Raw genomic sequence first — 23,527 nt, 5'->3', positions numbered from 1 at the left:
ATAATTCTTAGCTACTAGAAACACTAGCTTCTAGATTTAAATAAGTTAGAAAAACGAGGTTGTTTTTCATCTTAACATACTAGTTGTTTTGTTCAGTTTTCAAAGAGCAAATAGTGATCGTCGCTTTTTGAAGCAACTTTTTAATTATATCAAACTCACAATATCAAGTCAATAGTTTTTTGTGAAAACTTTCATATAGTGAATCGGGATTTGTCGTCTGCCGTAATGGCGACTTTATAAATATATCACACTATCATTTAAGTTGTCAATGCTTTTTTGAAATTTTTGCAACAAAATGATTTGTGTACGTGCTGCTATCTTGAAAAAATCTCGCTGTGATTAGCAGCGGATATTCATCATACAATGGTACACACCAAAAGTCAACAAATTCCGACACGCCTATTTCTCCCTCCATTTCCACATTCCCCCATTACCATTCTTGCTTCTACTATAACACTAGTTAATAGCAGTTCTAATCAGTCCAATTAGAATTAAATATTAAATTCCGAATTTTCATTTTCCGAAATAATTATGATATTATAATAGTGATATCATATATTGAAGGAGGATAAAGCAATGTCTAATCAACTAATTGTATTAAATAAAGATGAAGATACGATTTCTATTGTGAATTTAGAAACAAGTAAAGTTATTAAAACAATAGAAACAGATCATAATCCACATGAGGTAGTTATTACTCCTGATGGTAAAAAAACATATGTAGCTTGTTCATTAGGCAATAAGATTGACATTATTGACAATGAAACCTTCGAGATAGTGAACCGAATAGAACACCCTGAATTCAATTTCCCTCACGGTGTTGGGTTAACAAACGATGGCAACAAACTGTATTTAGCCTCTACATATAGTGAAAAAGTATTTATTATTAATACAGAAAAAGATGAGATAGAAAAAGTCATACCAACGAATCAGAAGCTTTCACATATGATTTCCTTTTCACCAGGTGGAGAAACAGTCTTTATACCAAACATCGGAAGCAACAATATTACTGTAATGAATGTACAAAAAGAAGAAATTGTAACACACTTCCCTGTTGGGCCTGGACCTGAAGGTGTTGCAGTTCATCCAGACGGAAAACATCTTTATGTTGCTAATCAGGATGACGACACGATGCACGTCATTGATATAGAGACATTGGAAGTATTGCATAAACGTAGAGTTGGACATATACCAGTTCGTCTAGTTTTCTCTCCTGATGGAAAGTACGCTCTAATTGCTAACCGCGGATCTAATGATGTTTCCGTGATTGATACAAAACAAAAAATTAATGGTATCGAACGTCCGTGGGAAATTAAGCGAATTCCTGTAGGTATTTGGGCTGGCGGAATTGTATTTAACAATGATGGGTCTTATGCATATGTTGCTAATAACAAAACAAATGATATTTCCGTAATTAACATGAAGACATTAAAAGAAGAAAACCGAATTGATGTTGGTATTCATCCAGACGGAATCGCCTATTTATAATAGCATTATATTTTAAAATTTCTTCTTGACAGTCATAACTTTTTTTACTAATATGATATTTAACTTTAATACGTAAAAGCGTTGAACTATTACAGTAGGCATGCATTAATGAATTCAGAGACTTGGTGGTTGGTGCGAACCAAGCAGGGTGTATTGCCGAATTACAAATAGGGAGCTGTTTTCCGGTTTCGGCCGTTATCTAATTAAGCGAGCAGATTTTTATCTGCTAACTAGGGTGGTACCACGGAAGCTTCCGTCCCTTTTTGGGATGGAAGCTTTTTTTATTTTTCTTCCGCCATTTGATTTAAGGAAAATTTTATATATTAAATGCGTTGAACTATTATAGTAGGCATGCATTGATGACATTCAGAGACTTGGTGGTTGGTGCGAACCAAGCAGGGTGTATTGCCGAATTACAAATAGGGAGCTGTTTTCCGGTTTCGGCCGTTATCTAATTAAGCGAGCAGATTTTTATCTGCTAACTAGGGTGGTACCACGGAGCTTCCGTCCCTTTTCGGGATAGGAAGCTCTTTTTTTATACCAAAATTTATGAGGAGGAAACAAAAGTGAAAAAAGAAATGACGATTAGTTTAGCAATATTACCTATCTTTGTATTAATTCTTGCAGCAGCATTTTCCATATTCGTGTGGGAAGCTGGAATGCACTTTCCATTAATTATCGGAATCATTGCAGCTTCCATTGTCGCGATGATTACTGGTTTTAAGTGGGAAGATGTTCAACAAATGATGGTGAAAGGTGTATCCATGGCGTTGCCTGCTGTCTTTATATTACTCATTATTGGTACTATTGTTGGATCATGGATTGCTAGTGGGGTAATACCAACCATTATCTATTACGGGCTTTCGGCTATCCATCCAGGAATATTTGTTCCGATAGTCGCACTTGTTACTGGTATTGTTGCTGTAACTTTAGGAAGTTCATTTACCGCTATTGCTACTGTTGGTCTTGCTTTTATGGCAATCGGTCAAGGGCTTGATTTTCCTCCTGGACTAATTGCTGGTGCAATAATATCCGGTGCCTTTTTTGGAGATAAACTATCCCCACTTTCTGATACAACAAACATTGCACCAGCTATGGCAGAGACAGATTTATTCAGTCACATCAAACACATGCTTTGGGATACCCTTCCAGCATTTTTTATCGCAATCCTATTATACTGGATTGTTAGTAACACAAGTTCCATAAGTGGAACTGCTGATGCACAGACAATAGAGGAAATAATAACTGGCCTAAATTCACATTTTGCCATTCATCCACTATTATTAGTCGTACCACTTATTACGATTGCATTAATGATGATGCGTGTACCTGCGGTTCCTGCATTGACAGGAGTAGGATTTTTAGGTGCAGTGCTTGCGGTTATCCTACAAGGAGAATCCGTGTCCTCCATCATTACTATTATGACAGATGGATATTCCGGAAACTCAGGTGTAGCGGCTCTTGATTCCTTGCTAAGCCGTGGTGGGTTAACTTCCATGTTAGGAACGGTTGCACTCGTAATATTAGCAACATCTCTCGGTGGAGTATTGGAAAAATCAGGAGCGTTTGACGTACTAACTCGAAAAATGATGGCGACAGTAAGATCCACTGGGTCATTAATTAGTTCTAGTATTCTATCTACCTTCTTTGTATCTTTTGCAAGTGGGGCACAGTATTTAGCAATCATTTTACCAGCGCGAACCTTTGTTAATAAGTATAAGGAAATGGGAATTGACACAAAAAATCTATCTCGTGCTGTTGAATCAGCTGGGACGGTTGGAATCAATCTTGTCCCTTGGGGCGTTCCGGCTATATTCATCTCTGGTATGTATGGGTTAGATCCAATAGAATTTATTCCTTTTGCATTTTTTGCTTTTCTTGTCCCACTAATTAATATTGTATTCGGTTTTACTGGTTGGACAATTGCAAGAAAAAATTATAGACATGAAACAACATCTACAGCCGAGGAGGAAATAGCATGAGTGAAGTAGTTCTACATCTATTAGGGACTGCACAAGATGGTGGGGTCCCCCATCCTAATTGTTCCTGCGAGAATTGCCAAACAGCTATATCTGATCCAGTTTACAAACGCAATGCAGCCTCAATGGCTATTGTTTTTCCTGATATCAGAAAATGGCACCTTATTGATGCAACTCCTGATATAAAGGACCAGCTATTGAATGTGCAACGTAAACACAATTTACACGGGGTAATGATGGACAGTATCTTTTTGACTCATGCTCATATGGGACATTATCCCGGTTTGTTGTTTTTAGGTCGTGAGGGGATCAATACAACAAAGATCCCTGTATATACGGGCAAAAAAATGAAACAATTACTTGAAGAACACGCACCTTGGAGTCAATTGTCGAAGCTAGAAAACATAAAGGTCTTAGAGGTAAGTAGCGAAGACTCCATTTCTCTGTCCAAACTTGTTTCCATTACACCAGTAGAAGTTCCACATCGAAACGAGTTCACAGAGACATTTGGATATTGGATTAAAGGCCCAACTTATAAGGTACTTTACATCCCAGATATCGACCGTTGGGAAGAGTGGAATGTTGATATTTACGATGCTTGTCAAGATGCAGACATCATTATATTAGATGGAACCTTTCATTCTGAAAAAGACTTAAATCATATAAGCCGTAATTTTCATGAAATTCCTCATCCATTAATGACTGATACTATGGATAAACTTAGCGGGTTAGTAGATAAGAAGCGTATATACTTCACGCATATGAATCATTCAAATCCAGCCTTATCAATGGATAAGATAGTAGCTGGTGAAATAGAAGCAAGAGGTTTTCGCCTTGCAGACGATGGAATGGAATTCAAGCTATAAAAAAGCGCGATCTAGAGGTCGCGCTTTCTTTAATTGTACTTGTTTAGTTAAACAATTTATGTAGGTTATAGATATGATTCTAAGTCTCACTCTTTTTCTTTTTTATCCTTTGGTGCAAAAGGGCCCTCTTGATTTAACACAAGTGCAACATGATAAAACGTAAGAGCTGCAATAAATCCACAAAAAAGATAAGCAACGAATTCATTTGGTAATAGAAAGAACCCTCCCTCTATCGCTGTTAATAGAAGAGTAAAGATAAAGGAAATAACGATTCCTGCTAAACCGTAAAGAAATAGCTTCGTAAAATATACTGAAATATAAGAGGTTACTTTCATTTTCGAACATATCTTTTCTATAAAAAAGTAGCTGGGAATACCACCTAATACATATGCAGGCGCAGCATACATACCAAAGAAGATCATGGGCACGATGAAACCTTCAGGACTTTTCGATACCATTGTAATATAGTTCATCCCACCCATAACAATACTAAATATAATAGTAGAAAGTAGGGCAATAATCATTAATTTAATGAATTTCATCATTTTTCCTCCTAGGAGATTCTTTGTTAAATGCTGGTTAAATAAGGGTATAATTGAATTCCAAAATTTTTGACCTTCAGGATATTCATTAAACAAAACGCACTCCACCATCAACAAATGATATTTTGATCAGTAATATAACTAGCTTCATTAGATAGCAACCAACATACGGCATTTGCTGCTGCTATTCGATTCCCAATTCTTCCTAGCACGTTTGAACGGTTATACAAACTTTATTGCTTTTTCTAGTAATAATTCGCTAAACTTACTCTCAATCATCGGGGTATGAATTGCATCAGGTGTTAGAGCATTTACCCGAATTCCTAAATTTCCATATTCTTGGGCAACACATTTTGTCAATGTAATGACTCCGCTACGCAAAATCCTATTCCTGAAGTACCACCTGTAATTCATGCGACTTTATCCTGAAACCTTATCAATCTCCTCCACCCCTTTTTCTACTACTTAATACCCAAACAAAACATAGTAATATTACATACCCTATGAATACTATGAATTGAAAAGTTGTAAATGGATACCCCAATAATTTATGGCTTAAAATATCATATCCAATAAATAAAGATAAAAACAGTAGAGCTAATGAAATCCCTTGCCTAAGGATCTTATTTTTCATTTTAGGTAATACTTTCCAATGAGTAATTAAAAACATAATCGTCCATAGTACCAAGAAGAACAAAGCAGTTCCTCTAGAGTGAAACAAATCAATCACAACACCTGAACTTGGAGAAATAAATAATACTAGATTTTCCTTTGGTAGTTCCGTAAACTCTGCTACATAGGTATCTTTGTCGTTCTGCTTCAGGGATAAATTAGTATGTACGAACGATTTGGGTAGAACTTTTACTTGAATTGATAAATCCTTAAAATCACTCCAATAGGACGCCGGATACAATAAATAATCCAAACGATAAACGGGGTGAAGACTTCTCGTTTCATCAATACCTAGACCTGCCTCATAATTAATTTGTAGTTCATGTGATTCTTTTGCTTTCAATTGGATATTAAATGTTTTTGATTCTAAGCTAACCTTTGACAGAGCATCATATCCGCTAAATACATAGTTCTCATTTGTTCGTGGATGTACCCATTCCTTATGAAGGTTTCCCCCAGTTAGGTCACTCGTATCCATTTTCACTTTTCCTGATAGCGGAACATTCTCACCATCTAGTGTTATATTCCACTGGTACGAATCACCTGGTTGAGGAAATGCAATTGGAACATCCATCATTTCTTTCGTCTCATTTACAATTTCATAGATGACCTGGATATTTGCTACTAATGGAGGATTGTCCATGTCGAAAAATCCTCGACTAGAATCATTCGCAATATCTATCATTATTTTTTCCTTATTAATACGAACAATTCCCTCCTCCATCGGTAAAACATGTCCTGAGGGGGAAGATGAATCTTCCAAAAAACTAGTTCCATTCGCATGAACTCCAATGGGATATATTAGGAAACTTATAAACATTATGACTATGAATAAGAACTTCAATCAATCGACTCCCTCCTCCTATTATGTGGTGATTTTATTTTACCATATATTTAGAAAATTATAAAAATATATTAGGATAATCTAATAGCTTTAAGACATTGGCTTCCTATATAACGTCCAGAATTAGAAAGATTGACATTGATGGAGGGGATAGTTCCTACAATTAAAGATATAAATCAAGTAAGATAATAGAAATAAAGGTACTACTGATGAGTAAAATGAATGGAAAGGTATGTTATAAAAGCAGCAGGAGAATGGACCAAAATGGAGAAAGCTTGAGGGGTTAGACACCTCCCTCAAGCTTCATTTAAATTATCTATTCTTTCTTCTCTTTTAATTCTTTCACTCGAACAAAGCTTTCTAATTTGTCAAGTTCAAAAAACAACTCAATTATACTGTTGGCAATTGGAAAAACATAGGTCCATTTCGCCAATTCTGAACCTTGTAATTCCTCAATCAAATTATTAATCGTTACTTGCATTGCTGCTTTCGTTTCTTTCTGCAAATCTCGATCCAGGACAATTTTATCTTCATATAATAATAGAATATTTTCGCTATAACTATTCATTTCTTTAACTAACTTTTTAATCAAATAAGATTTATTGCTTGTGGTACTTTCTACAATTTGTAGATTTTTTTCTAGGTGTTTAATCAAGGTTTGCATTTTTGTTAAAACTTGAATCATATGTTTATAAATGATTATATTACGAAAAAAAAGAGTCCGATTTTTGATGAAAAGTCTATTTCTCTCATCTGAAATGATTTCGTAGTAATCCTTCGCCTGATCAATTAATTTATCTACTTCTTTTTCCTCCGCTTTCATTTGGGGAATACTCATAGTCTTATTAGGAATAACCCGCAAAAGAAAGTTAGTTTTTTCACTAGCTTCTTTAATCATTTTAAACAAATTTTTCTCATGATTTGGAGGAAAAACAACTACATTAATCACAAATGCTGATAATACACCAATGGCGACAAGGGATAATCGCTCCATAATATAGACTAGACTTATTCCGTCGCTATGCCCTAGCATCATTGTAATGATCGTTAAGACGGTTAAGCTAACCGTTTTATAAAGACCTAGCTTAATATTTATTGCGATTGAAATGATGACTACTGCACCAACCGATAATGGATGAGTGCCAAGTAAGAAATATCCAAATAACGCAAAACCTAAACCAATGCTATTAGAGACGATGACTTCTTTGATATATGCATATGATCGCATAATAGATGGCTGCATCGCTAAAACGGATGCGATGGCTGCAACAATTTCCAAATGAAGCCCTAACACTTCCGTCACCAATAACGACAAAGCAACCGCCAGCCCTGTTTTCACCATTCGAGGACCAATATTAAACTCCATCTCCACCCACCTCTTCTTTCGGCGCCTCTTTCGGTGCCAGGCACTTGCCGAATATCGACAAGTGCCTGGCACCTATATTATAGCACCTTTTACGTGAAGAATTGTAGCTAAATTAGCGATGCGAAGATTGTTTGAATTGATTATTCCAAAAAGCTGCTTTTGTTAATGCATGGGAATCATTTAGAATTTCTTGTGGTTTATTTGCTTGTCCAATTATATAATCTTTAAACTCCATACCAACATAATCAAATATGTAATGAAACTGTTGAATTAGTGGTAAAGCAGCAATTTTTGGATCTGGTTTATTACCAATAACAATGACATACGCTTGCTTTTTCCTCATTTCTTCCTTAAAATCAATCCGATCGTCCCGCATATATTGACTCCAACGATCAAAGAAAATTTTCATTTGAGCCGACATACCAAACCAATAAGATGGAGTCGCAAAAATGATGGTATCATGTTTCATAAATTCAAAAAACAGTTCTTCATAATCATCATTTATATATCCAAATCCTTGTTCCGTATGTCGTTCATCAATAATCGGATTCATGTGATGATCAAGTAAATATACCTCTTTATGGTCGACTCCTTCTAGCACCTCGTTCACTAGATACTCTGTATTTCCATTTCTCCTCGAACTTCCAAGTAAAGCCATAATACTCATACAAACATTCCTTCCAACGATATAACTTATGAATAACCGGTCAATATTATTAAATCTATTTATTTCCTCTAACCAATAGTGTATATCACAATGAACAAACATGAAAATAAAATGTGTTTGGTGCCAGGCACTTATCGAAATTCGACAAGTGCCTGGCACCAAAATGGCTTCACAGAAAAACTGCATCCCTATAGGAATGCAGTTTGCAAAGGTGTTCACTACTGACGTTTTTTTGTTTTCTTATTATTTTGCTTTTCATTTTCAGTAAGTGGTTCATTGGCGAATTCATGGTCAAATTCGCGGGATAGTTTCTTTCTTACTGCTTGTTCATCACTCAAACTTCCCTTATGGTTCTTAGCCATACAACAACACCTCCAATTTTTAGTGTTGTCCAGAAAACCTTAATTATGTATAAAAGAAAGCCTCTAGTATAATATAGAGACTTTCCGTTTTTTTATCTTCGCTTATTCACATATTGTCTCATGTGTTCTGTAATTCCGGATACACAAATAGCTGCTGGATCATTCGTTACATCCAATTCAATATTAGAACCATCCGTTGGTAATGTATTTCCAAAAATGGCTTCATATTCGTCTACACTTACTTCTTTTCTCTCTTCAAATAATTGATTGTGCTGCTGTACGTATAAGTGATCCCGATAGTTATTTTGAAGGATTCCGGTAAAGAATTCCCCAACTGCACCAGACCCATAACTGAATAGGCCAATTCGTGACCCATCTTGTAAATCTTCTTTTAATTCCAGTAAAGAAAGAAAACTCAAATATAGAGATCCTGTATAAATATTTCCTACAATTCGATTATATTTGGTGCTAATTTTATAATTTGATGTTAAACGTTCCTGTACATCCTCAGTTGTTTCGGCTAAAACCGTTCGTAAAGCTTTTAGCCCCATCTTGGTATACGGTAAGTGAAAGCAAATTGCTTCAAAATCCTCCAAATTCCTGCCTGTTTGCTCCTTGTATTGCTTCCAAACTTCTTGAAAGAAAGAAATGTATTGCTCATTGGAAAATTTCCCATCAACAAATGCTCTATCCGAGTATACCGGACGCCAAAAATCCATAATATCTTTTGTTAGGTAAGTGCTTTTCTCTTCAAGTATCATTACCTTAGGATCTGCACTAATAATCATAGCAACAGCACCCGCACCTTGCGTGGATTCACCACCGGTATTTAATCCATATCTTGCAATGTCAGCGCCTAATACTAATACTTTACTCTCTGGGTTTAAAGCGATATGACCTTTCGCCATTTGAATCGCAGCGGTTGCACCGTAACAAGCTTGTTTCACTTCAATGCTTCGTGCATTAGGGTTCAAATCAAGTAATTCATGTACATAAACCCCTGCAGATTTAGAATGATCGATTCCAGATTCTGTCCCAAAAATAACAAAGTCAATTTGTTCCTTATCCCTATCATCTAAAATATCTAAAGCAGCATTTGCTGCTAAAGTAACCGAATCCTGTGTTATAGGAGGAATAGCCATCTTTTCTTGCCCTATTCCAATTGTAAACTTTTCTGGTTCCACATTTCTTGCAACAGCTAATTGATTCATATCTACATATAAATGAGGTGTATAAAAACCAATTTTGTCAATACCAATATTCAATGTCAAAGACTCCTTTAGCTACAATAATATACTTATTTTAATATATTATCAGGTGCCTGTCACTTCCCGTATTTTGTCAAATGACTAAAACCACTAATCCCACTCACTCAACAACCGCAAGAAAACCAATCCCTTCATCACATTAGACAAGCACCCATGATAGGTGCCAGGCACCGATGTAACCTGACAAAAACCGAGGGGTGCCTGGCACTCCTCGGTTAGTTGGTTATAATAGGTTTTTTTCTGTTTTCCCGTTTTTGATGACGACTTGAATGTTATCATTATTGGCTAACGAATATATATCCTCCAATGGGTTTCCTTTCACAACAACGACATCCGCTAACTTTCCATTTTCTAATGTCCCTACTTTGTCTTCCCATCCCATACATTCTGCTGCAGTTTTCGTAGAAGCCACGATTGATTCCATCGGAGACATGCCACCTTCTACCATCAATCCTAATTCTCGTAAGTTTGTTCCATGCTTCATGACACCCGCGTCGGTTCCCATCGCAATTTTCACTCCAGCTTTGTACGCTTTTGTAAAGCTTGCACGATGTTGCTCAATTACTTCCTTCGACTTTTGAACCGCACTATCAGGCATCCCTACCTCATGTGCACTTTCTAGTACAGCTACTGGGGCTAACAAGGTGGGGACTAGATAAGTGCCATTTTCCAACATTAATTCAATCGCTTCATCATCGATGAAAATACCATGTTCAATCGAATGAATTCCTGCTTTCACCGCATTTTTAATTCCCTCTGCCCCTTGTGCATGGGCCATAACTTTTACTCCTTTGCGAAAGCGTCCTTCTTCCACAATAACTTTCAACTCTTCCAGAGAAAATTGCGTGAATTCTGGATGGTCTGTTGCACTTAACACGCCACCTGTAGCATGAACCTTAATAACTTCCGCTCCAGCCCGAAGCATTTCACGTGTTTTTTTACGAACTTCTTCGACACCATCACATTTACCGCTCGGCATACCAGGATAATCAGATGGAAGTAAATCCACTTCTTTCCCAGATACAGTATATCCATCTCCATGTCCGCCAGTTATAGTAAGAGCATTGATACTTAGTTGAAGCCTCGGACCAGAGATTAATCCATCTTCAACTGCCTTTTTAACACCTAAGTCTGTGCCGAGAGCATCTCTTACCGACGTCACTCCAGCCTCCAATGTGTTTTTCAAGTATTCCGCTGCTTGATAATACATAAATGAAAACGGCGTTTCTAATCTTGTTGATAATGGTGAATATTCCATCATCATATGAACATGAGTATCAATTAAACCTGGAAGAATTGTACCACCGGCTGCATCAATTACCACTTCTTCTCCACTTGCTGTATATCCACTTTCAGGTCCTACATAAATAATGCTTTCATTATTTGTTACGACAATTTGTTCCTTCTTAGGCTCTCCTCCTTTACCATCTATTAATAATCCATTTTTAATTAATTGCTTAACCATAATGAACTCCTCCTTCTATATTGTTGAATTACTTACAATGTACCCACTAGTATCCCGGCAATAACGACCGATGCAATTGTTACTGTTGTAAATCCTCCAATTAACATTGGTGCTAACAATTCATTAAAAATTTGCTTTTCTTCATTTTTATTACGGGATATACTTCTTGCTGCTTCCTCACATAGTAAATAATCTCCTGGGAAACCGAATAAAGCAGTTAATGCTACTGGCATTCCTTTATACGGATGCCATTTTAGTAGTTTGGAAGTAACATAACCACCTAAAGTTAATCCTATTGTCCCAATCACAAGAATAAGCAGAATACTTGGTAGATTTGTTAAGGCTTGTTGCGGCGTTACATCTGCCATACTTCCAATTACAACAAAAATAATAGCTATCATTGTAATGGTAAACGAGTTTGATTTTTCCAATGTTTTTGGTTCAAAGATACGTAATTTTAACCCAGCGATACCAATAGCAAGACACCATAATGTACCATCTATTGGGGTGATTTCTCCTAAACCAATTCCAATCGATGCGCCTACAAACACAAAAAACAGTTTCAACGTTGCACTATTCTTGACTGGATTTTGATCCCTATCTGATTCAGAATCACTTTTTCCATTCATTTCTTCATCTGTTGCCATCGGAATGAACGTACCATTATCCATTTCTGCTTGAATACGGATCGCATACTTTCTCATAAAGTTTAAAGCTAAAGGCATTCCCATTACTCCTTGGAATGCAACAACAAGTGCTGGTATTACTAACAAACTTGATAACCCTACCTCTATCAATTTCTCATTCGTGATCAGTAGTGCAATGATCCCACCACTGATTGGACCAATACCTGCTACAGCGGTTGGATAATCAAAAAGCAATGTAATAATAGATAAAACTAAAATTCCTGAAACAATTAAACCGCCTAAAGCAATAATAACTGCTTTAATTTGACTTTTAAGCAGTGAGAAGGGAATCATTGTACCCATATGTAATATTGCTGGGCCCACTAATATAGCTCCTAATGCTGCAAATTGTGATTTGTCTAGGATGTCTTCTGGAAAAATACCTGTCCAATTTAAAACAAGAAAGCCAACCATTGCTGTTAAAAGCATCGGAATCCTAGCCCTTGATTTGATGGACAACCATTCTCCAAGTGCGATTAGTGCAAAAATAAATGTTGTTGCGATAAGCGGATTGCTTAATAAATTATTCATTTTCCCCCTCCTCATAAGTTATTCAAAATGTTGAATAATTATAAATAATGTTTAATAATATATCATCTTTAAAATATTTTGTCTATAAGTTTTTCATCATTTTTAAAATTATCTAATAAATTACACTTTTATGAAAGCGCATACTTTGAAGCCACTCATGGTGCCAGGCACTTGTCGAAATTCGACAAGTGCCTGGCACCAAATTATAATAAGATTAGGGAGGGTTATTATGGATGTTGTAAAAGATTTTGGAGAAAAGATTAAATTTCATCGTCTAAAGGCAAATATGACCCAAGAAGATTTATCAAAAGGGATTATATCGGTTTCTTACTTATCGAAAATAGAAGCCGGGATATTAAATCCAACGAATGAAATAAGAGAATCTCTTTGTCAAAAGCTAAATCTTGATCCACTATTTTTAGAGAACAATAAGATGCAAGAATTATGCCAGACTTGGTTTAAGCATTTACTACATAGAAATTTAGCAGGCTCAATAGAATTGTATGAAAAAATTAATAATAATATTGACTATATTTCCAATAAACAGCTGCTACATTTATTTCAAATACATAAGCTATCTTTCTTCTTATTTACTAAAAATAAAACCGAAGCAGCGAATCAATTTGAATATTTACAAAACCAATCACCTGACTTTAAAGGATCCGCATCACTATATTGGCATAAAGCATCCGGAGACTATCACTTCTCACAGCTTGCCTACACAGAAGCGTTAAATTGTTACCAAGAAGCTGAGAAAAAAATTTCTAATGAACAAATCCATTTACCCGAAGAAGAAAAAATGGATTTATATTATTTAATTGCAATCACAGCTAGCAAAGTTAGAAATACTTATATAGCAATCGTTTATTCGTCTGAAGCCCTTGAGTATTATAGAAGTGTATATAATTTGGTACGTTGTGCTCGCTGTCATATATTACTTGGACTATCCTACCAACGTGCGAATGACTATCAAAAAGCGATCGAAAACTATGAGTTAGCGATTACGATTGTAAAGAGCATCAACGATAAAAAAGCGTTAGCACTTTGCTATCAAAACATGGGAAAACTTAATTCTATGATGAAACAAACGGAAATCGCAATTGACTATTTTCAAAAAAGTTATCAATTACGAGGAAATGAACCGGCTAGCAAAAGAATCACTCCCATATCAAGCCTTATGAAAGAGTATTACAACCTAGGCGACATTCATCAAGCTGACCATTGGCTCGAAAAAGGACTAAAAGCTTCTGAAACATTAAGCCCTACGGATTCGATCTACGTTCATGAATTTAAAGTATTCGAACAACTAATTCGGGGGTTTGATAAGTCATTTCCAAACTTAATTAACGAAGTAGTTATACCTTTTCTAAATGAAAAGCAACTTGTTTTTGAAAAATCTCTCTACCTTAAAATTCTAGGCGATTATTACTTTAACAATAGAAAATACAAATTAGCTGCCCTTACCTACCACGAAGCTAACTCGATTCTAGGCACCTTTAACTCTGATTAAAGGTGCCTCTCCCTTAAAAAATTCATTTTACGAATCGCTACTATGAAAATTTTCCTGACTTAATTGAAAAGTTCTAATAAAATATCATATTTTTTAGACTTTATTGAATAATACAATTTATATATGGTATAAATTACCTACTCATCTTATAATATAGGCAGGGGGTAATAGCGATGACGAAAGGTTTTGGAAAAAAAATAAAATACTACCGTATAAAAGCAAAGATGACGCAAAAGGAATTATCGAAGGGAATCGTTTCTGTTTCTTATTTATCAAAACTAGAGGGGGGAAAGATTGAACCTACAAAAGAAATCAAAGAGTTATTATGTTTCAAACTTAAAATTGATCGTAATATTGTCGAAAGCGATCAATTACGCAATTTATGCGAGAATTGGATTAAGCTTGTATTAGAACGAAAAAAACTTGAGGCAACAAAGGTATTCCGTGAAATTAGCAAAGACATCGACCACGTTGCTAATACGAATCTTCTAAATCTATTTGAAATAAACAAGCTATTTTATTACTTGCTCACAAATAACCAACTCGAAATTGAAAAACAATTCCAACTCCTACGTGATCTTTCTACTGAATTTTCCGGAAAGGAACGCTATTACTGGTTAAAAGCTAAAGGCAGCTATCATTATGAGAAGTTAACCTTCAAGGAAGCATTAATTTCGTATCAAGAAGCAGAAAGAACGATTGATCTAGAACAAGTTTACTATCCTGATGAAGAAAAAAATGATCTTTATTATGCAATTGCATTAGCATCTAGCAAATTGAGAAATAGCTACCTTTCAATGGTTTATGCTCAAAAAGCGTTAGCATACTATCAAAGTATTTATAAATTACAAAGATGTGCGAGATGTCATGTCTTACTTGGTATTAACTATCAAAGAATTAATGAATTCGATAAATCCTACAGGTGCTATCAGCAAGCAGCTAGTATTGCTAAGAACATCAATGACAAGGTTCTCCTCTCGGTTTGTAACCAAAACATTGGTTACCTCTTCTCCGGCAAGAACAATTTCAGTTTAGCAATTGAACATTTTCACAAAAGTTATCAACTTCGAGAAAGTGATCTCGCCATAAAAAGAATTGTCCCTGTTTCCAGCATCATGAAAGAATACTATAAAAAAGGGGATCATCGCGCGGCTGAAACTTGGTTAGAAAAAGGACTAGATTTAACTAAATCATTAGACCCTTCCGTTTCTTTGCATATATACGAATTCAAAGTTTATGCCCATTTAATAAGAGGCTTCAATCAATCGTTTGTCCACTTAATCACGAGAGAAGTATTACCTTTTTTAGATAAAAAACAATTAATCCACGAAAAACCTTTTTATTTGGAGACGCTAGCAGATTACTATTTTCATGATAGAAAATATAAACTCGCTGCAACAAACTATCAAGCAGCCTGCCGATCCAGGAATCAATTCCAAACCGAATAGGAGAATGTATAATGAAGAAATGGTTCATTAGTATTTTGTTTATATTCATACTTAGTACCCCACTTACTAGTAGTACCTTTAGTACCGAAGCAAACAAAGATCAATACAAGCTATTCAATAGTGAAGAACCAGATCCTTGGGACGAGCCAGGTCTATTCGAAGAAAGTATTTGAGAAATTTAGAATTTATATGTTGGATATTTATCACCCAACTTTTCTTTCACAGCTCGTCTAATTTATTCACCTTTTGAATATATTTCTTCATGAGGTGAATAAATTGAGACAACCAACACTGGATAAGCTGTACATCTTTATTGTTATGTTCTTTTTTAGTTTAATTATGCGATTACAAGTCCCTATTTTTACTCCATATGCAGCAATACTTGGTGCATCGAGCGTTATTATAGGTATTATTCTTAGTATCACTTCCTTTAGTAATTTAATCGGGAATTTATTTGCTGGTCCATTGATTGACCGGTTTGGAAGAAAAGTTTTTATCATCATACCAATGTTCTTTTCTGGTGGATTGTTCATTGCACATGGACTAGCTTCTAAATCTACGGATTTATTAATTTTGCACGCATTAAACGGGTTTGCCTTAGCATTCATGATCCCAGCAGCATTCGCTCTACTTTCCGGGTATGCCAAAAATAGTAGACAGCAAGGTAAAAATATAGCTGTTAGTGGAATTTTAACTACTACATCAAGTGTTGTTGGCCCACTAATTGGTGGAAAATTAGTAGATGTAATCGGTTATGTGAATACCTATTTCTTCATTGGTGCCTGTATGGTCTTTACAGGAGTATTTGCTACCCGCTTTTTAAAGGATACACAAGAAATTGTTAAACATAAAAAACAAAAGCCAATTAATATTTGGAATATTTTGTTTGCACCAAAACTGTTCATTATTTATCTAATTGGCTTTGCAGTTATGTATATACATGGTGTTATTATATATGAAATTCCCTATCTAACCGTTGAAAAAGGAATTTCAACAACTTCTACAGGTCTTTTGTTCAGTTATATGGGAATTGGAACATTTCTAACGCTTTCATTGTTTTTCATTAATCGATTTGATCCGCTAAAGCGATTATTTGTTGGATTATTTGGGATGACCATGTCACTATTTGCGATGTTAACCTTGCCATTACCACTAGCTGTCCCGTTATTTTTTATCGGGTTATTCTTCGGTCTAATCATGCCAGCAATGGCAACCGCATTAACAGAGTTTGTTTCAAACGCTGCATACGGTAAGGCTTTTGGAGTCATGTCTGCGGTTTACTCTTTAGGGATTATTGTTAGTTCTTTTGTAACAGGTGTCATTCGCGATTTTATATCGCCTTATTTCGTCGCTTTTCTGATCGGTATGAGTGTCATTACGATTGCAGGCTATGCAAGCCGTCGCTCACCACAGCTTACATAAAGTGAATCTTAAATCAGTGGGGTACTGGCAGTTATTGCGATATAAATAACACGAGTCACTAACTCAGTGACTCGTGTTAAAACCTATAAACATTAAATGAATTCCATACTTCCCCAATTCTCATTATCCTGAATCAAGTTCTTTAACAAATTTAATCCCATTTCAAAGTCATTTAAGTCTGCCACTTCTACTGGTGAATGAGAATATCTTCGTGCAAAAGTAATCGCTCCAGCTAATACACCTTCTCGTTCCAGATGGACTGCTGAAACATCCGATGAAGCCCCCGGCAACACCGCCAATTGATATGGAATGCTTGCTCGGTCTGCATATTTAGTTATAAGATTTTTTATTTGTGGCGCCATAATATTTCCTCTAACCGAACTACCTGCTAGTGCTGGTATAACTGGTCCTTTCCCAATCCCCACCGGTAAAGTTCCCTTACTGTCTGGAGTATCAGCACATGGAATCGTATCGATAACAATTGCAACGTCTGGATCAAGCTTGTAAGTTGCTACTTTAGCTCCTCGCAAACCTACTTCTTCCTGCACGGTTACAACAGCCACCAATGTTCCAGCAAACTCACGATCTTGTAATGATTTGAGAAGTTCGATTAATAACACGCAACAACTTCTATTATCAATTGCCTTTCCACAAATTAAATCTTTATTAGTAAATTGTTCAATTTCGCTAATGTATGTAATGGGATCGCCAATTTTTATACCCATCCCCGCTACCACATGCTTAGAGGCTGCACCAACATCAACATATAATTCTCTCATTGCCGGTTGACTTTTCCTTTCTTCAGCAGTTTGAAGATGACCTGCCTTTACACCAACAACTCCAAAATGTCCATTAACATTTACTTTTCGACCAACTAATAATGATTCTAGTACACCACCAGTCTTCTCCATACGTATAAACCCGTTATCATCAATATCTTGTACAATACAACCAATCTCATCAGAATGAGCTGATACCATCATTTTAGGACCAGGTTTATCCCCTTCTAGATATGCATATATATTTCCCATTTTATCTACTTCTACCTTATCAGCGTATGGCTTAAAACCTTTTGCTAATTCCTCTACTACCTTCATTTCCTGACCCGGAGTTCCCTGTATCGCTGCAAATTTTTTTAGGTTTGTTAAGAATCTTTTTTTAAACATGTTTAACCCCCTAATTGTTTAATATTTCTATTTTGTCATAAAAGTTTTACATTCACAATGCAAACGATTTAGCAGTTTACTAGATTAAAGTATATAATGATAGACAAAATAAGGGGAGTGATACGATGATTCATTATCTTAAATTAGAATCCAAAAATCTACATGGTTCATTTAACAACAAGTATGAACCAGTATTATCAATTGATTCTGGAGATACGGTTCGACTAACGACACCAGATATTCAGTGGGGATATTCTGCTTCCAAAAACGAAGAAAAGGTGTTTTTTAAATCGAGGGAAAAAGAAGATCAACCTGGGCATCCCATTATTGGTCCGATCAATGTAAGGCAGGCAAAAAAAGGAATGGTCTTAGAAGTTAAATTAAATGACCTGGTGCCTGGTTGGTATGGTACTAATTGGGCTGGTGGGATTCAAAACTGGCAAAATGAAAAAATTGGTATAACAGAATATGAAAAAATACAACAAGATTGGGAATTAAATGCCCTAACTATGACGGGAACAACAAAAATTGGTAATCGCACCTTCCATGTTGGGCTACACCCTTTCATGGGTTTAATGGGCGTTGCACCAGCAGAGCTTGGGGTTCATACTACACCACCTCCACGTTATTGTGGTGGGAACATTGATTGCAAAGAACTTGTGCGAGGAAGCAGTCTCTACTTACCCATTTCCGTAGATGGCGCATTATTTTCTATAGGTGATGGTCACGCCGCACAAGGAGACGGCGAGGTTTCTGGAACTGCCATTGAAGCCCCAATGGATTTAGTTGATGTTACGCTTACTGTTCATGAAGATATGAGGTTAACCCAACCACGTGCATGGGCTCCTGCTGGATGGATAACATTTGGGTTTAATGAAGACCTTCATGAGGCTACTGCAGTAGCGCTGGATGAAATGATAAAACTTATACAAAACCTATATGCTATTCAAAAAACAGAGGCTACTGCATTAGCGAGTACAGTAGTGGACCTTCGAATTACTCAGGTAGTGAATGGAGTTAAGGGCGTGCATGTCATACTTCCACACGGGGCGATAAGATAAGCAAAAAAACTCTTCTCATTATTATGAGAAGAGTTTTTAAAATTAATTACTTACGCTTTAACAACGTTAGCTGCTTGTGGTCCACGGTTACCTTCTTCGATATCAAAAGTTACTGTTTGACCTTCTTCTAATGTTTTGAAACCTTCACCTTGAATTGCTGAGAAATGAACGAATACATCGTCTCCACCTTCAACTTCGATAAATCCAAAACCTTTGTCTGCGTTAAACCATTTTACTGAACCTGTGTTCATAATAAAAAAACCTCCATGTGCTTTAGCACGTATATTACTATTTTTTGTTCTAAATAAGAATTCAAGACGAAGATAATCACTAGAAAGTTATTACATAAATCTTGTATTGCTCACGAACATCAATTAGTTAATATTATTATAGCACATTTTTCATAAATACTATACAATTTTATTAAAAAAATTTTTTTAGGTGCCAGGCACTACCGAATTCCTGACAAGTACCAGGCACCTAACGATCATATTTTCGTCTAAGCAACTCACATGTAATCAAAATGGTTTGCACATTACCAAAGCTTGAAGTCCAAACACTTCATAGTATTAGACGACAATTAACCATTATTCGTTAACATTTTCATTTTCTGACATATGTTTTAATTCACTACTTAGTTTATTTATCTCGCTTACTGCTGTATTTATATCCGTAATCAACTTATGTTCTTTCTCCAAAGTAGTTGTTATTTCCTGTGTGGACGATGCATTTTCTTCTGATATATTCGCTAGGTTTTCAATTTCAGTCTGTATTTGAGTAAAATTATTTGTTGAGGACTGGATTTCATTCATACTCTTTGATAATTCAGAAGTTGTTTCTTCAAACGAATCCTTTATATCTTTAAAATATGTAGAAACGTTTAGCAATAATTTTTGTCCTTCTTCTACTGCTTTTTCCCCTACATTGGACTTTTCTTGAGCTTCCTTTGACTTGTGGAAGAGAGTATTTGTTACTTCGGAAATATCTACGGTAATCTTAGCACTTTGTTCCGCTAACTTTCGTACCTCATCCGCAACCACAGCAAACCCCTTGCCATGTTCTCCAGCACGCGCAGATTCAATAGCAGCATTTAACGCAAGTAAATTGGTTTGATCAGCTATATCTCGAATACTTTCTAATAAAGAATTTACTGTCTCCAAACTAGATTGGAGGTCAGAAACTGTTACTGAAGTTATCCCAATCGCAGAATTGACGGTATTAATATGCTCTGTTACTTGATTAATCTTATTCCATCCGTCTTGAACTTTATCGTTCATTTCCTCCGTTTTCTGAGCAATCCCCTGTGAAATACGAATTGTTTGATTGGCACGCTGTAAAGAGTTCCCCATAGTTTCACTAACTAGAGTTATACTGTTCGCCTCTTCTTGAATACTTGCTGACATGTTGTGTATCGATTCTAAAACCGTATTACTAGAATCGTGAATTGTTGATATATTTTCATTAAAATTACTTACATTTCGATCTAATGTAGCTGTACCTGTTTCAATAGACCCAAACGTATCCTGAAGCTTTTCAACCAATTGTTTCGCTTCCATTTCCTTTTTGAAGGATGCTTCAATTAATTCCCTTCCCCACTTTGTTAGTAGGTATAACGCCACTAATATTCCATTTATGAGAGCAATGACCGTAATGAAACCTTTTAAATCATCGTCTAACCCTAATAACTCTACTGGCTTTAGAAAGTAGGTTAATAGAAGTGAAGCATTCACAATCGCACCAAATATTAAGATTAGTTCTTTTTTAAAATACAAAACAATCATAGCGACGGTTAAGAAGATAAGATAATGCTTATTTAAAGCGTATCCGTCTAAGAAAAATAACGCGATTACTACGATGTAAGGTAATAGTGCAAAAATAAACCCCTTAACATAAGCGGGCATCGATAAGAAATAATTTACAAGGGATAAAATAACAACAATAACTCCGGCAGATATAATTCCTATGCTATCCGCAAACCCTCTTGCAAACACAATTGGGATAACTAATAATAATACAATTGAAAGTAATAAAAACAGATTTACTTTATGTACCCTGCTAGTGTTGTACGTATCTTGATGTACCATAACAAACCTCTTTTCTATGTTTTTTGGAAATAACATATTAAAATGTCAACAATTACTAATTATAGATTAATTTTTAAAAAAATAAAATAGTTTTAGCTCGGAGAAACTACTTAACGTCATTTATCTCATATTTTATGACAAGATCTATAAATAAGCGTATACTATTTTTGTAGAGTTTCAACTAAGGAATATAGAATAACTTGGAGGTTTTATGATGAAAATAGCAATAATGGGAGCTGGATCATTAGGTACAATAATTGGTGCATATCTATCAAAAGGAAACGATGATATTGAACTAATTGATGTAAATAAAGAACATGTAGCTGCATTAAATGAATCTGGTGCAACAATTACCGGTACAGTAAAGGAAACAATTCCTGTCAAAGCCATTACTCCACAAGAAATGAGCGGTACATACGGCATGGTCCTTTTACTCACAAAACAAACATATAACGAAGACGTTTTAGACAGTCTGATGCCATTTTTAGATGATAACAGCGTTATTCTCTCTCTTCAAAACGGTGTCCCAGAAGAGTACCTTACCTCTAAAATAGGGGGAAATAGAATTATTGGTGGCTCTGTTGAATTTGGAGCAACTTGGGTCCAACCTGGTGTTTCGGAGTTAACAACAGCAGTTGATGCTTTTCAAGCAAATGCCTTTCAAATTGGAGAGTTAAACGGAGCCATTACAGATAGGATTAACAGCATAAAAGGGATATTAGATCAAGTTGGTGGCACCAATATTTCAACTAATCTAGTTGGAACAAAATGGGCAAAATTATTAGTAAATGTTGCGATGAGTGGGATGTCTACTGCATTGGGGTGTACCTATGGAGATATCCTCAAAAATGAAACTGCTGTCACGAGTGCCGTCATGTTAGCGGATGAAACGATACGCGTTGGAAATGCCTCAGATGTTCAATTTACTGAATTAGCTGGAATTAATTTGGAGGTTTTTAAATTAAACGATGACCGAAGTAATTTACAAGACGTAATTGGCTTTGCCAAAAAGGTGTTTGCTCCACAGGCATTACTAAAGGCAAGCATGCTGCAGGATCTTGAAAAAGGCAGAAAGTCAGAAATCAATTATATTAATGGTGTTATTTCAACAAAAGGTAGAAACGCTGGAATCACTACCCCATTTAACGACTTGTTAGTTAAATTAGTTGAAAAAGCCGAAAATGAAAAAACCGTTCCAGATTTCAACACCAACATCAATTATTTTAAAGAGCTTATTTAACAAGGTGCCAGGTACCTATCGTAAATCGATAGGTACCTGGCACCTTTAAGATTTTATCTAAACGGTCCAGGACCGTACCCAGGAAATCCATAACCAGCTCCTGGATTTCCGAAGCCTCCCATCGCTTGACCAGGATATCCATATCCACCACCTGGGATTCCAGGTTGACCGTAACCACCATATCCTGCCCCTGGGTTATAAGCACCATAACCTGGTCCATAACCATAACCTGGTTGCTGACCAAATATTTCCCCACCAAGATAGCCTAATCCTGCTCCAATAAGACCTGTTGCTAGCGGACTTAGGGCTCCACCTGGCGCAAAAAATCTCGGATCTGTATCTCTATACATCGGCATTGTTCTTCCGTACATATAAATTCTCCTTTGTTGACAATAGATTAACTTGCACACTATAGCCTATGACTTCGTATCAATAATGACTAGGCAGAATAATTAATTTTATAAAGATTTTATATACTTATTAATTAAAATTGTGGCAAGTCTTAGAAGAACACTTGCCTACTATTGAATAGTTAAATCTAAAACGCTTTAAGCAGATGTGGAATTCATTAACCATAAGGTACCTTTGAGCGTAATGATACTTTGTTTTATGAATCGATCAACTGCAAAATAAAAGATCTCATTATGAGGTCGAAATTTCACTTCCTAGTAAAATCACTAATGAAAAGCTCATCTACTGTGGTATTCAACGCAGCGGCAATGTCAAACGCTAATTGTAACGTAGGATCATATTTATCGTTTTCAATTGCATTGATTGTTTGTCTGGATACTTTACAGAGTTTAGCTAGTTCTGCCTGGGATAATTTAGCTGAGCTTCTTAATTTCTTAATGTGATTTTCA

At 35.8% G+C, this 23,527-nt stretch carries 24 protein-coding genes and 2 other annotated features; of the genes, 9 read left to right on the top strand and 15 right to left on the bottom strand.

The window, feature by feature from the left end; all coding sequences use genetic code 11:
• Positions 1 to 265 precede the first annotated feature (265 nt).
• A complete protein-coding gene (locus tag BMX40_RS20550; protein ID WP_211753630.1) occupies positions 266 to 415 on the bottom strand; it encodes a hypothetical protein in 150 nt (49 codons plus the stop codon).
• A 161-nt stretch (positions 416 to 576) separates the two neighbouring features.
• Between BMX40_RS20550 and BMX40_RS14840 the strand changes: the two genes are divergently transcribed.
• The 3 genes from BMX40_RS14840 (at position 577) to BMX40_RS14830 (ending at position 4,333) form a co-directional block, all read left to right on the top strand.
• Positions 577 to 1,488 (top strand): YVTN family beta-propeller repeat protein, encoded by a 912-nt coding sequence (locus tag BMX40_RS14840; protein ID WP_090871298.1) that lies wholly within the window; start codon positions 577 to 579, stop codon positions 1,486 to 1,488.
• 72 nt (positions 1,489 to 1,560) lie between these two features.
• Positions 1,561 to 1,752, top strand: a binding site (T-box leader).
• Positions 1,753 to 1,811: 59 nt separating this feature from the next.
• Positions 1,812 to 2,003 (top strand) — a binding site (T-box leader).
• A gap of 51 nt (positions 2,004 to 2,054) precedes the next feature.
• The gene (gene nhaC, locus BMX40_RS14835; protein WP_090871295.1) at positions 2,055 to 3,470 is read left to right on the top strand and encodes a Na+/H+ antiporter NhaC; all 1,416 of its coding nucleotides are present in this window, start codon (positions 2,055 to 2,057) and stop codon (positions 3,468 to 3,470) included.
• Positions 3,467 to 4,333, top strand: a complete 867-nt coding sequence (locus tag BMX40_RS14830; RefSeq protein WP_090871293.1) for an MBL fold metallo-hydrolase — start codon at positions 3,467 to 3,469, stop codon at positions 4,331 to 4,333. Before nhaC ends, BMX40_RS14830 begins: the two co-directional genes overlap by 4 nt.
• Positions 4,334 to 4,419: 86 nt before the next feature.
• On the opposite strand, the gene BMX40_RS14825 is transcribed toward BMX40_RS14830, so the two are convergent.
• The 9 genes from BMX40_RS14825 to BMX40_RS14785 form a co-directional block, all read right to left on the bottom strand.
• Complete coding sequence (locus BMX40_RS14825; protein ID WP_139177953.1) at positions 4,420 to 4,875, bottom strand: hypothetical protein; 456 nt, start codon at positions 4,873 to 4,875, stop codon at positions 4,420 to 4,422.
• A 222-nt stretch (positions 4,876 to 5,097) separates the two neighbouring features.
• A complete protein-coding gene (locus tag BMX40_RS14820; RefSeq protein ID WP_170840814.1) occupies positions 5,098 to 5,235 on the bottom strand; it encodes a hypothetical protein in 138 nt (45 codons plus the stop codon).
• A 76-nt stretch (positions 5,236 to 5,311) separates the two neighbouring features.
• The gene (locus tag BMX40_RS14815) at positions 5,312 to 6,367 is read right to left on the bottom strand and encodes a hypothetical protein (protein ID WP_170840813.1); all 1,056 of its coding nucleotides are present in this window, start codon (positions 6,365 to 6,367) and stop codon (positions 5,312 to 5,314) included.
• A gap of 340 nt (positions 6,368 to 6,707) precedes the next feature.
• Complete coding sequence (locus BMX40_RS14810; protein ID WP_090871284.1) at positions 6,708 to 7,757, bottom strand: FUSC family protein; 1,050 nt, start codon at positions 7,755 to 7,757, stop codon at positions 6,708 to 6,710.
• Positions 7,758 to 7,869: 112 nt separating this feature from the next.
• Positions 7,870 to 8,418 carry a flavodoxin family protein gene (locus BMX40_RS14805; RefSeq protein ID WP_170840815.1) on the bottom strand — a complete coding sequence of 183 codons (549 nt, stop codon included), beginning with the start codon at positions 8,416 to 8,418 and terminating at the stop codon, positions 7,870 to 7,872.
• A gap of 224 nt (positions 8,419 to 8,642) precedes the next feature.
• Positions 8,643 to 8,786, bottom strand: a complete 144-nt coding sequence (gene sspO / locus BMX40_RS14800) for a small acid-soluble spore protein O (protein ID WP_090871280.1) — start codon at positions 8,784 to 8,786, stop codon at positions 8,643 to 8,645.
• 92 nt (positions 8,787 to 8,878) lie between these two features.
• The gene (locus tag BMX40_RS14795; RefSeq protein ID WP_090871278.1) at positions 8,879 to 10,051 is read right to left on the bottom strand and encodes a hydroxymethylglutaryl-CoA synthase; all 1,173 of its coding nucleotides are present in this window, start codon (positions 10,049 to 10,051) and stop codon (positions 8,879 to 8,881) included.
• Between the two features lie 226 nt (positions 10,052 to 10,277).
• Positions 10,278 to 11,519 (bottom strand): metal-dependent hydrolase family protein, encoded by a 1,242-nt coding sequence (locus tag BMX40_RS14790; RefSeq protein ID WP_090871275.1) that lies wholly within the window; start codon positions 11,517 to 11,519, stop codon positions 10,278 to 10,280.
• A 32-nt stretch (positions 11,520 to 11,551) separates the two neighbouring features.
• Complete coding sequence (locus tag BMX40_RS14785; protein WP_090871273.1) at positions 11,552 to 12,736, bottom strand: hypothetical protein; 1,185 nt, start codon at positions 12,734 to 12,736, stop codon at positions 11,552 to 11,554.
• Positions 12,737 to 12,965: 229 nt separating this feature from the next.
• Between BMX40_RS14785 and BMX40_RS14780 the strand changes: the two genes are divergently transcribed.
• The 4 genes from BMX40_RS14780 to BMX40_RS14770 all read left to right on the top strand — a co-directional run bounded on the left by BMX40_RS14780 (position 12,966) and on the right by BMX40_RS14770 (position 17,116).
• On the top strand, positions 12,966 to 14,246 hold the full coding sequence (locus tag BMX40_RS14780) for a helix-turn-helix domain-containing protein (protein WP_170840812.1): 1,281 nt from the start codon (positions 12,966 to 12,968) through the stop codon (positions 14,244 to 14,246).
• Positions 14,247 to 14,419: 173 nt separating this feature from the next.
• A complete protein-coding gene (locus BMX40_RS14775) occupies positions 14,420 to 15,694 on the top strand; it encodes a helix-turn-helix domain-containing protein (protein WP_090871269.1) in 1,275 nt (424 codons plus the stop codon).
• 11 nt (positions 15,695 to 15,705) lie between these two features.
• Positions 15,706 to 15,867 carry a hypothetical protein gene (locus tag BMX40_RS20360; RefSeq protein ID WP_170840811.1) on the top strand — a complete coding sequence of 54 codons (162 nt, stop codon included), beginning with the start codon at positions 15,706 to 15,708 and terminating at the stop codon, positions 15,865 to 15,867.
• Positions 15,868 to 15,970: 103 nt separating this feature from the next.
• The gene (locus tag BMX40_RS14770) at positions 15,971 to 17,116 is read left to right on the top strand and encodes an MFS transporter (protein WP_244513589.1); all 1,146 of its coding nucleotides are present in this window, start codon (positions 15,971 to 15,973) and stop codon (positions 17,114 to 17,116) included.
• A 92-nt stretch (positions 17,117 to 17,208) separates the two neighbouring features.
• On the opposite strand, the gene BMX40_RS14765 is transcribed toward BMX40_RS14770, so the two are convergent.
• On the bottom strand, positions 17,209 to 18,282 hold the full coding sequence (locus BMX40_RS14765; protein ID WP_090871267.1) for a M42 family metallopeptidase: 1,074 nt from the start codon (positions 18,280 to 18,282) through the stop codon (positions 17,209 to 17,211).
• A gap of 125 nt (positions 18,283 to 18,407) precedes the next feature.
• On the opposite strand from BMX40_RS14765, the gene BMX40_RS14760 reads away from it, so the two are divergent.
• Positions 18,408 to 19,343, top strand: a complete 936-nt coding sequence (locus BMX40_RS14760; RefSeq protein WP_090871265.1) for an acetamidase/formamidase family protein — start codon at positions 18,408 to 18,410, stop codon at positions 19,341 to 19,343.
• A 50-nt stretch (positions 19,344 to 19,393) separates the two neighbouring features.
• Here BMX40_RS14760 and BMX40_RS14755 read toward each other — a convergent pair whose 3' ends face one another.
• Together BMX40_RS14755 and BMX40_RS14750 are read right to left on the bottom strand one after the other, a co-directional pair.
• A complete protein-coding gene (locus BMX40_RS14755) occupies positions 19,394 to 19,594 on the bottom strand; it encodes a cold-shock protein (RefSeq protein WP_090871263.1) in 201 nt (66 codons plus the stop codon).
• A 336-nt stretch (positions 19,595 to 19,930) separates the two neighbouring features.
• Positions 19,931 to 21,427, bottom strand: coding sequence for a methyl-accepting chemotaxis protein (locus tag BMX40_RS14750; RefSeq protein ID WP_090871262.1), 1,497 nt, complete (start codon positions 21,425 to 21,427; stop codon positions 19,931 to 19,933).
• A gap of 214 nt (positions 21,428 to 21,641) precedes the next feature.
• Here BMX40_RS14750 and BMX40_RS14745 point away from each other — a divergent pair, with 214 nt between their 5' ends.
• A complete protein-coding gene (locus BMX40_RS14745) occupies positions 21,642 to 22,667 on the top strand; it encodes a ketopantoate reductase family protein (RefSeq protein WP_090871260.1) in 1,026 nt (341 codons plus the stop codon).
• A 53-nt stretch (positions 22,668 to 22,720) separates the two neighbouring features.
• On the opposite strand, the gene BMX40_RS14740 is transcribed toward BMX40_RS14745, so the two are convergent.
• Together BMX40_RS14740 and BMX40_RS14735 are read right to left on the bottom strand one after the other, a co-directional pair.
• Positions 22,721 to 23,038 (bottom strand): hypothetical protein, encoded by a 318-nt coding sequence (locus BMX40_RS14740; protein ID WP_244513588.1) that lies wholly within the window; start codon positions 23,036 to 23,038, stop codon positions 22,721 to 22,723.
• A 287-nt stretch (positions 23,039 to 23,325) separates the two neighbouring features.
• Positions 23,326 to 23,517: a helix-turn-helix transcriptional regulator gene (locus tag BMX40_RS14735; protein ID WP_090871310.1), complete on the bottom strand. Its 192-nt coding sequence runs from the start codon at positions 23,515 to 23,517 to the stop codon at positions 23,326 to 23,328.
• Between the last annotated feature and the right edge of the window lie 10 nt (positions 23,518 to 23,527).

It is taken from the genome of Oceanobacillus limi, assembly GCF_900111445.1.
In the GTDB taxonomy this organism is placed as follows: domain Bacteria; phylum Bacillota; class Bacilli; order Bacillales; family Amphibacillaceae; genus Ornithinibacillus; species Ornithinibacillus limi.
The sequence above is the reverse complement of the archived record's forward strand: the minus strand, read 5'-3'. Positions and strand labels throughout refer to the sequence as shown.

Bases quoted from the DNA above. Each gene is read 5' to 3' on its own strand.
- BMX40_RS20550 (WP_211753630.1), bottom strand. From the start codon at position 415: ATGGAGGGAGAAATAGGCGTGTCGGAATTTGTTGACTTTTGGTGTGTA.
- BMX40_RS14840 (WP_090871298.1), top strand. From the start codon at position 577: ATGTCTAATCAACTAATTGTATTAAATAAAGATGAAGATACGATTTCT.
- BMX40_RS14830 (WP_090871293.1), top strand. From the start codon at position 3,467: ATGAGTGAAGTAGTTCTACATCTATTAGGGACTGCACAAGATGGTGGG.
- BMX40_RS14825 (WP_139177953.1), bottom strand. From the start codon at position 4,875: ATGAAATTCATTAAATTAATGATTATTGCCCTACTTTCTACTATTATA.
- BMX40_RS14815 (WP_170840813.1), bottom strand. From the start codon at position 6,367: ATGTTTATAAGTTTCCTAATATATCCCATTGGAGTTCATGCGAATGGA.
- BMX40_RS14810 (WP_090871284.1), bottom strand. From the start codon at position 7,757: ATGGAGTTTAATATTGGTCCTCGAATGGTGAAAACAGGGCTGGCGGTT.
- sspO (WP_090871280.1), bottom strand. From the start codon at position 8,786: ATGGCTAAGAACCATAAGGGAAGTTTGAGTGATGAACAAGCAGTAAGA.
- BMX40_RS14790 (WP_090871275.1), bottom strand. From the start codon at position 11,519: ATGGTTAAGCAATTAATTAAAAATGGATTATTAATAGATGGTAAAGGA.
- BMX40_RS14785 (WP_090871273.1), bottom strand. From the start codon at position 12,736: ATGAATAATTTATTAAGCAATCCGCTTATCGCAACAACATTTATTTTT.
- BMX40_RS14780 (WP_170840812.1), top strand. From the start codon at position 12,966: ATGGATGTTGTAAAAGATTTTGGAGAAAAGATTAAATTTCATCGTCTA.
- BMX40_RS14775 (WP_090871269.1), top strand. From the start codon at position 14,420: ATGACGAAAGGTTTTGGAAAAAAAATAAAATACTACCGTATAAAAGCA.
- BMX40_RS20360 (WP_170840811.1), top strand. From the start codon at position 15,706: ATGAAGAAATGGTTCATTAGTATTTTGTTTATATTCATACTTAGTACC.
- BMX40_RS14765 (WP_090871267.1), bottom strand. From the start codon at position 18,282: ATGTTTAAAAAAAGATTCTTAACAAACCTAAAAAAATTTGCAGCGATA.
- BMX40_RS14760 (WP_090871265.1), top strand. From the start codon at position 18,408: ATGATTCATTATCTTAAATTAGAATCCAAAAATCTACATGGTTCATTT.
- BMX40_RS14755 (WP_090871263.1), bottom strand. From the start codon at position 19,594: ATGAACACAGGTTCAGTAAAATGGTTTAACGCAGACAAAGGTTTTGGA.
- BMX40_RS14750 (WP_090871262.1), bottom strand. From the start codon at position 21,427: ATGGTACATCAAGATACGTACAACACTAGCAGGGTACATAAAGTAAAT.
- BMX40_RS14745 (WP_090871260.1), top strand. From the start codon at position 21,642: ATGAAAATAGCAATAATGGGAGCTGGATCATTAGGTACAATAATTGGT.
- BMX40_RS14740 (WP_244513588.1), bottom strand. From the start codon at position 23,038: ATGTACGGAAGAACAATGCCGATGTATAGAGATACAGATCCGAGATTT.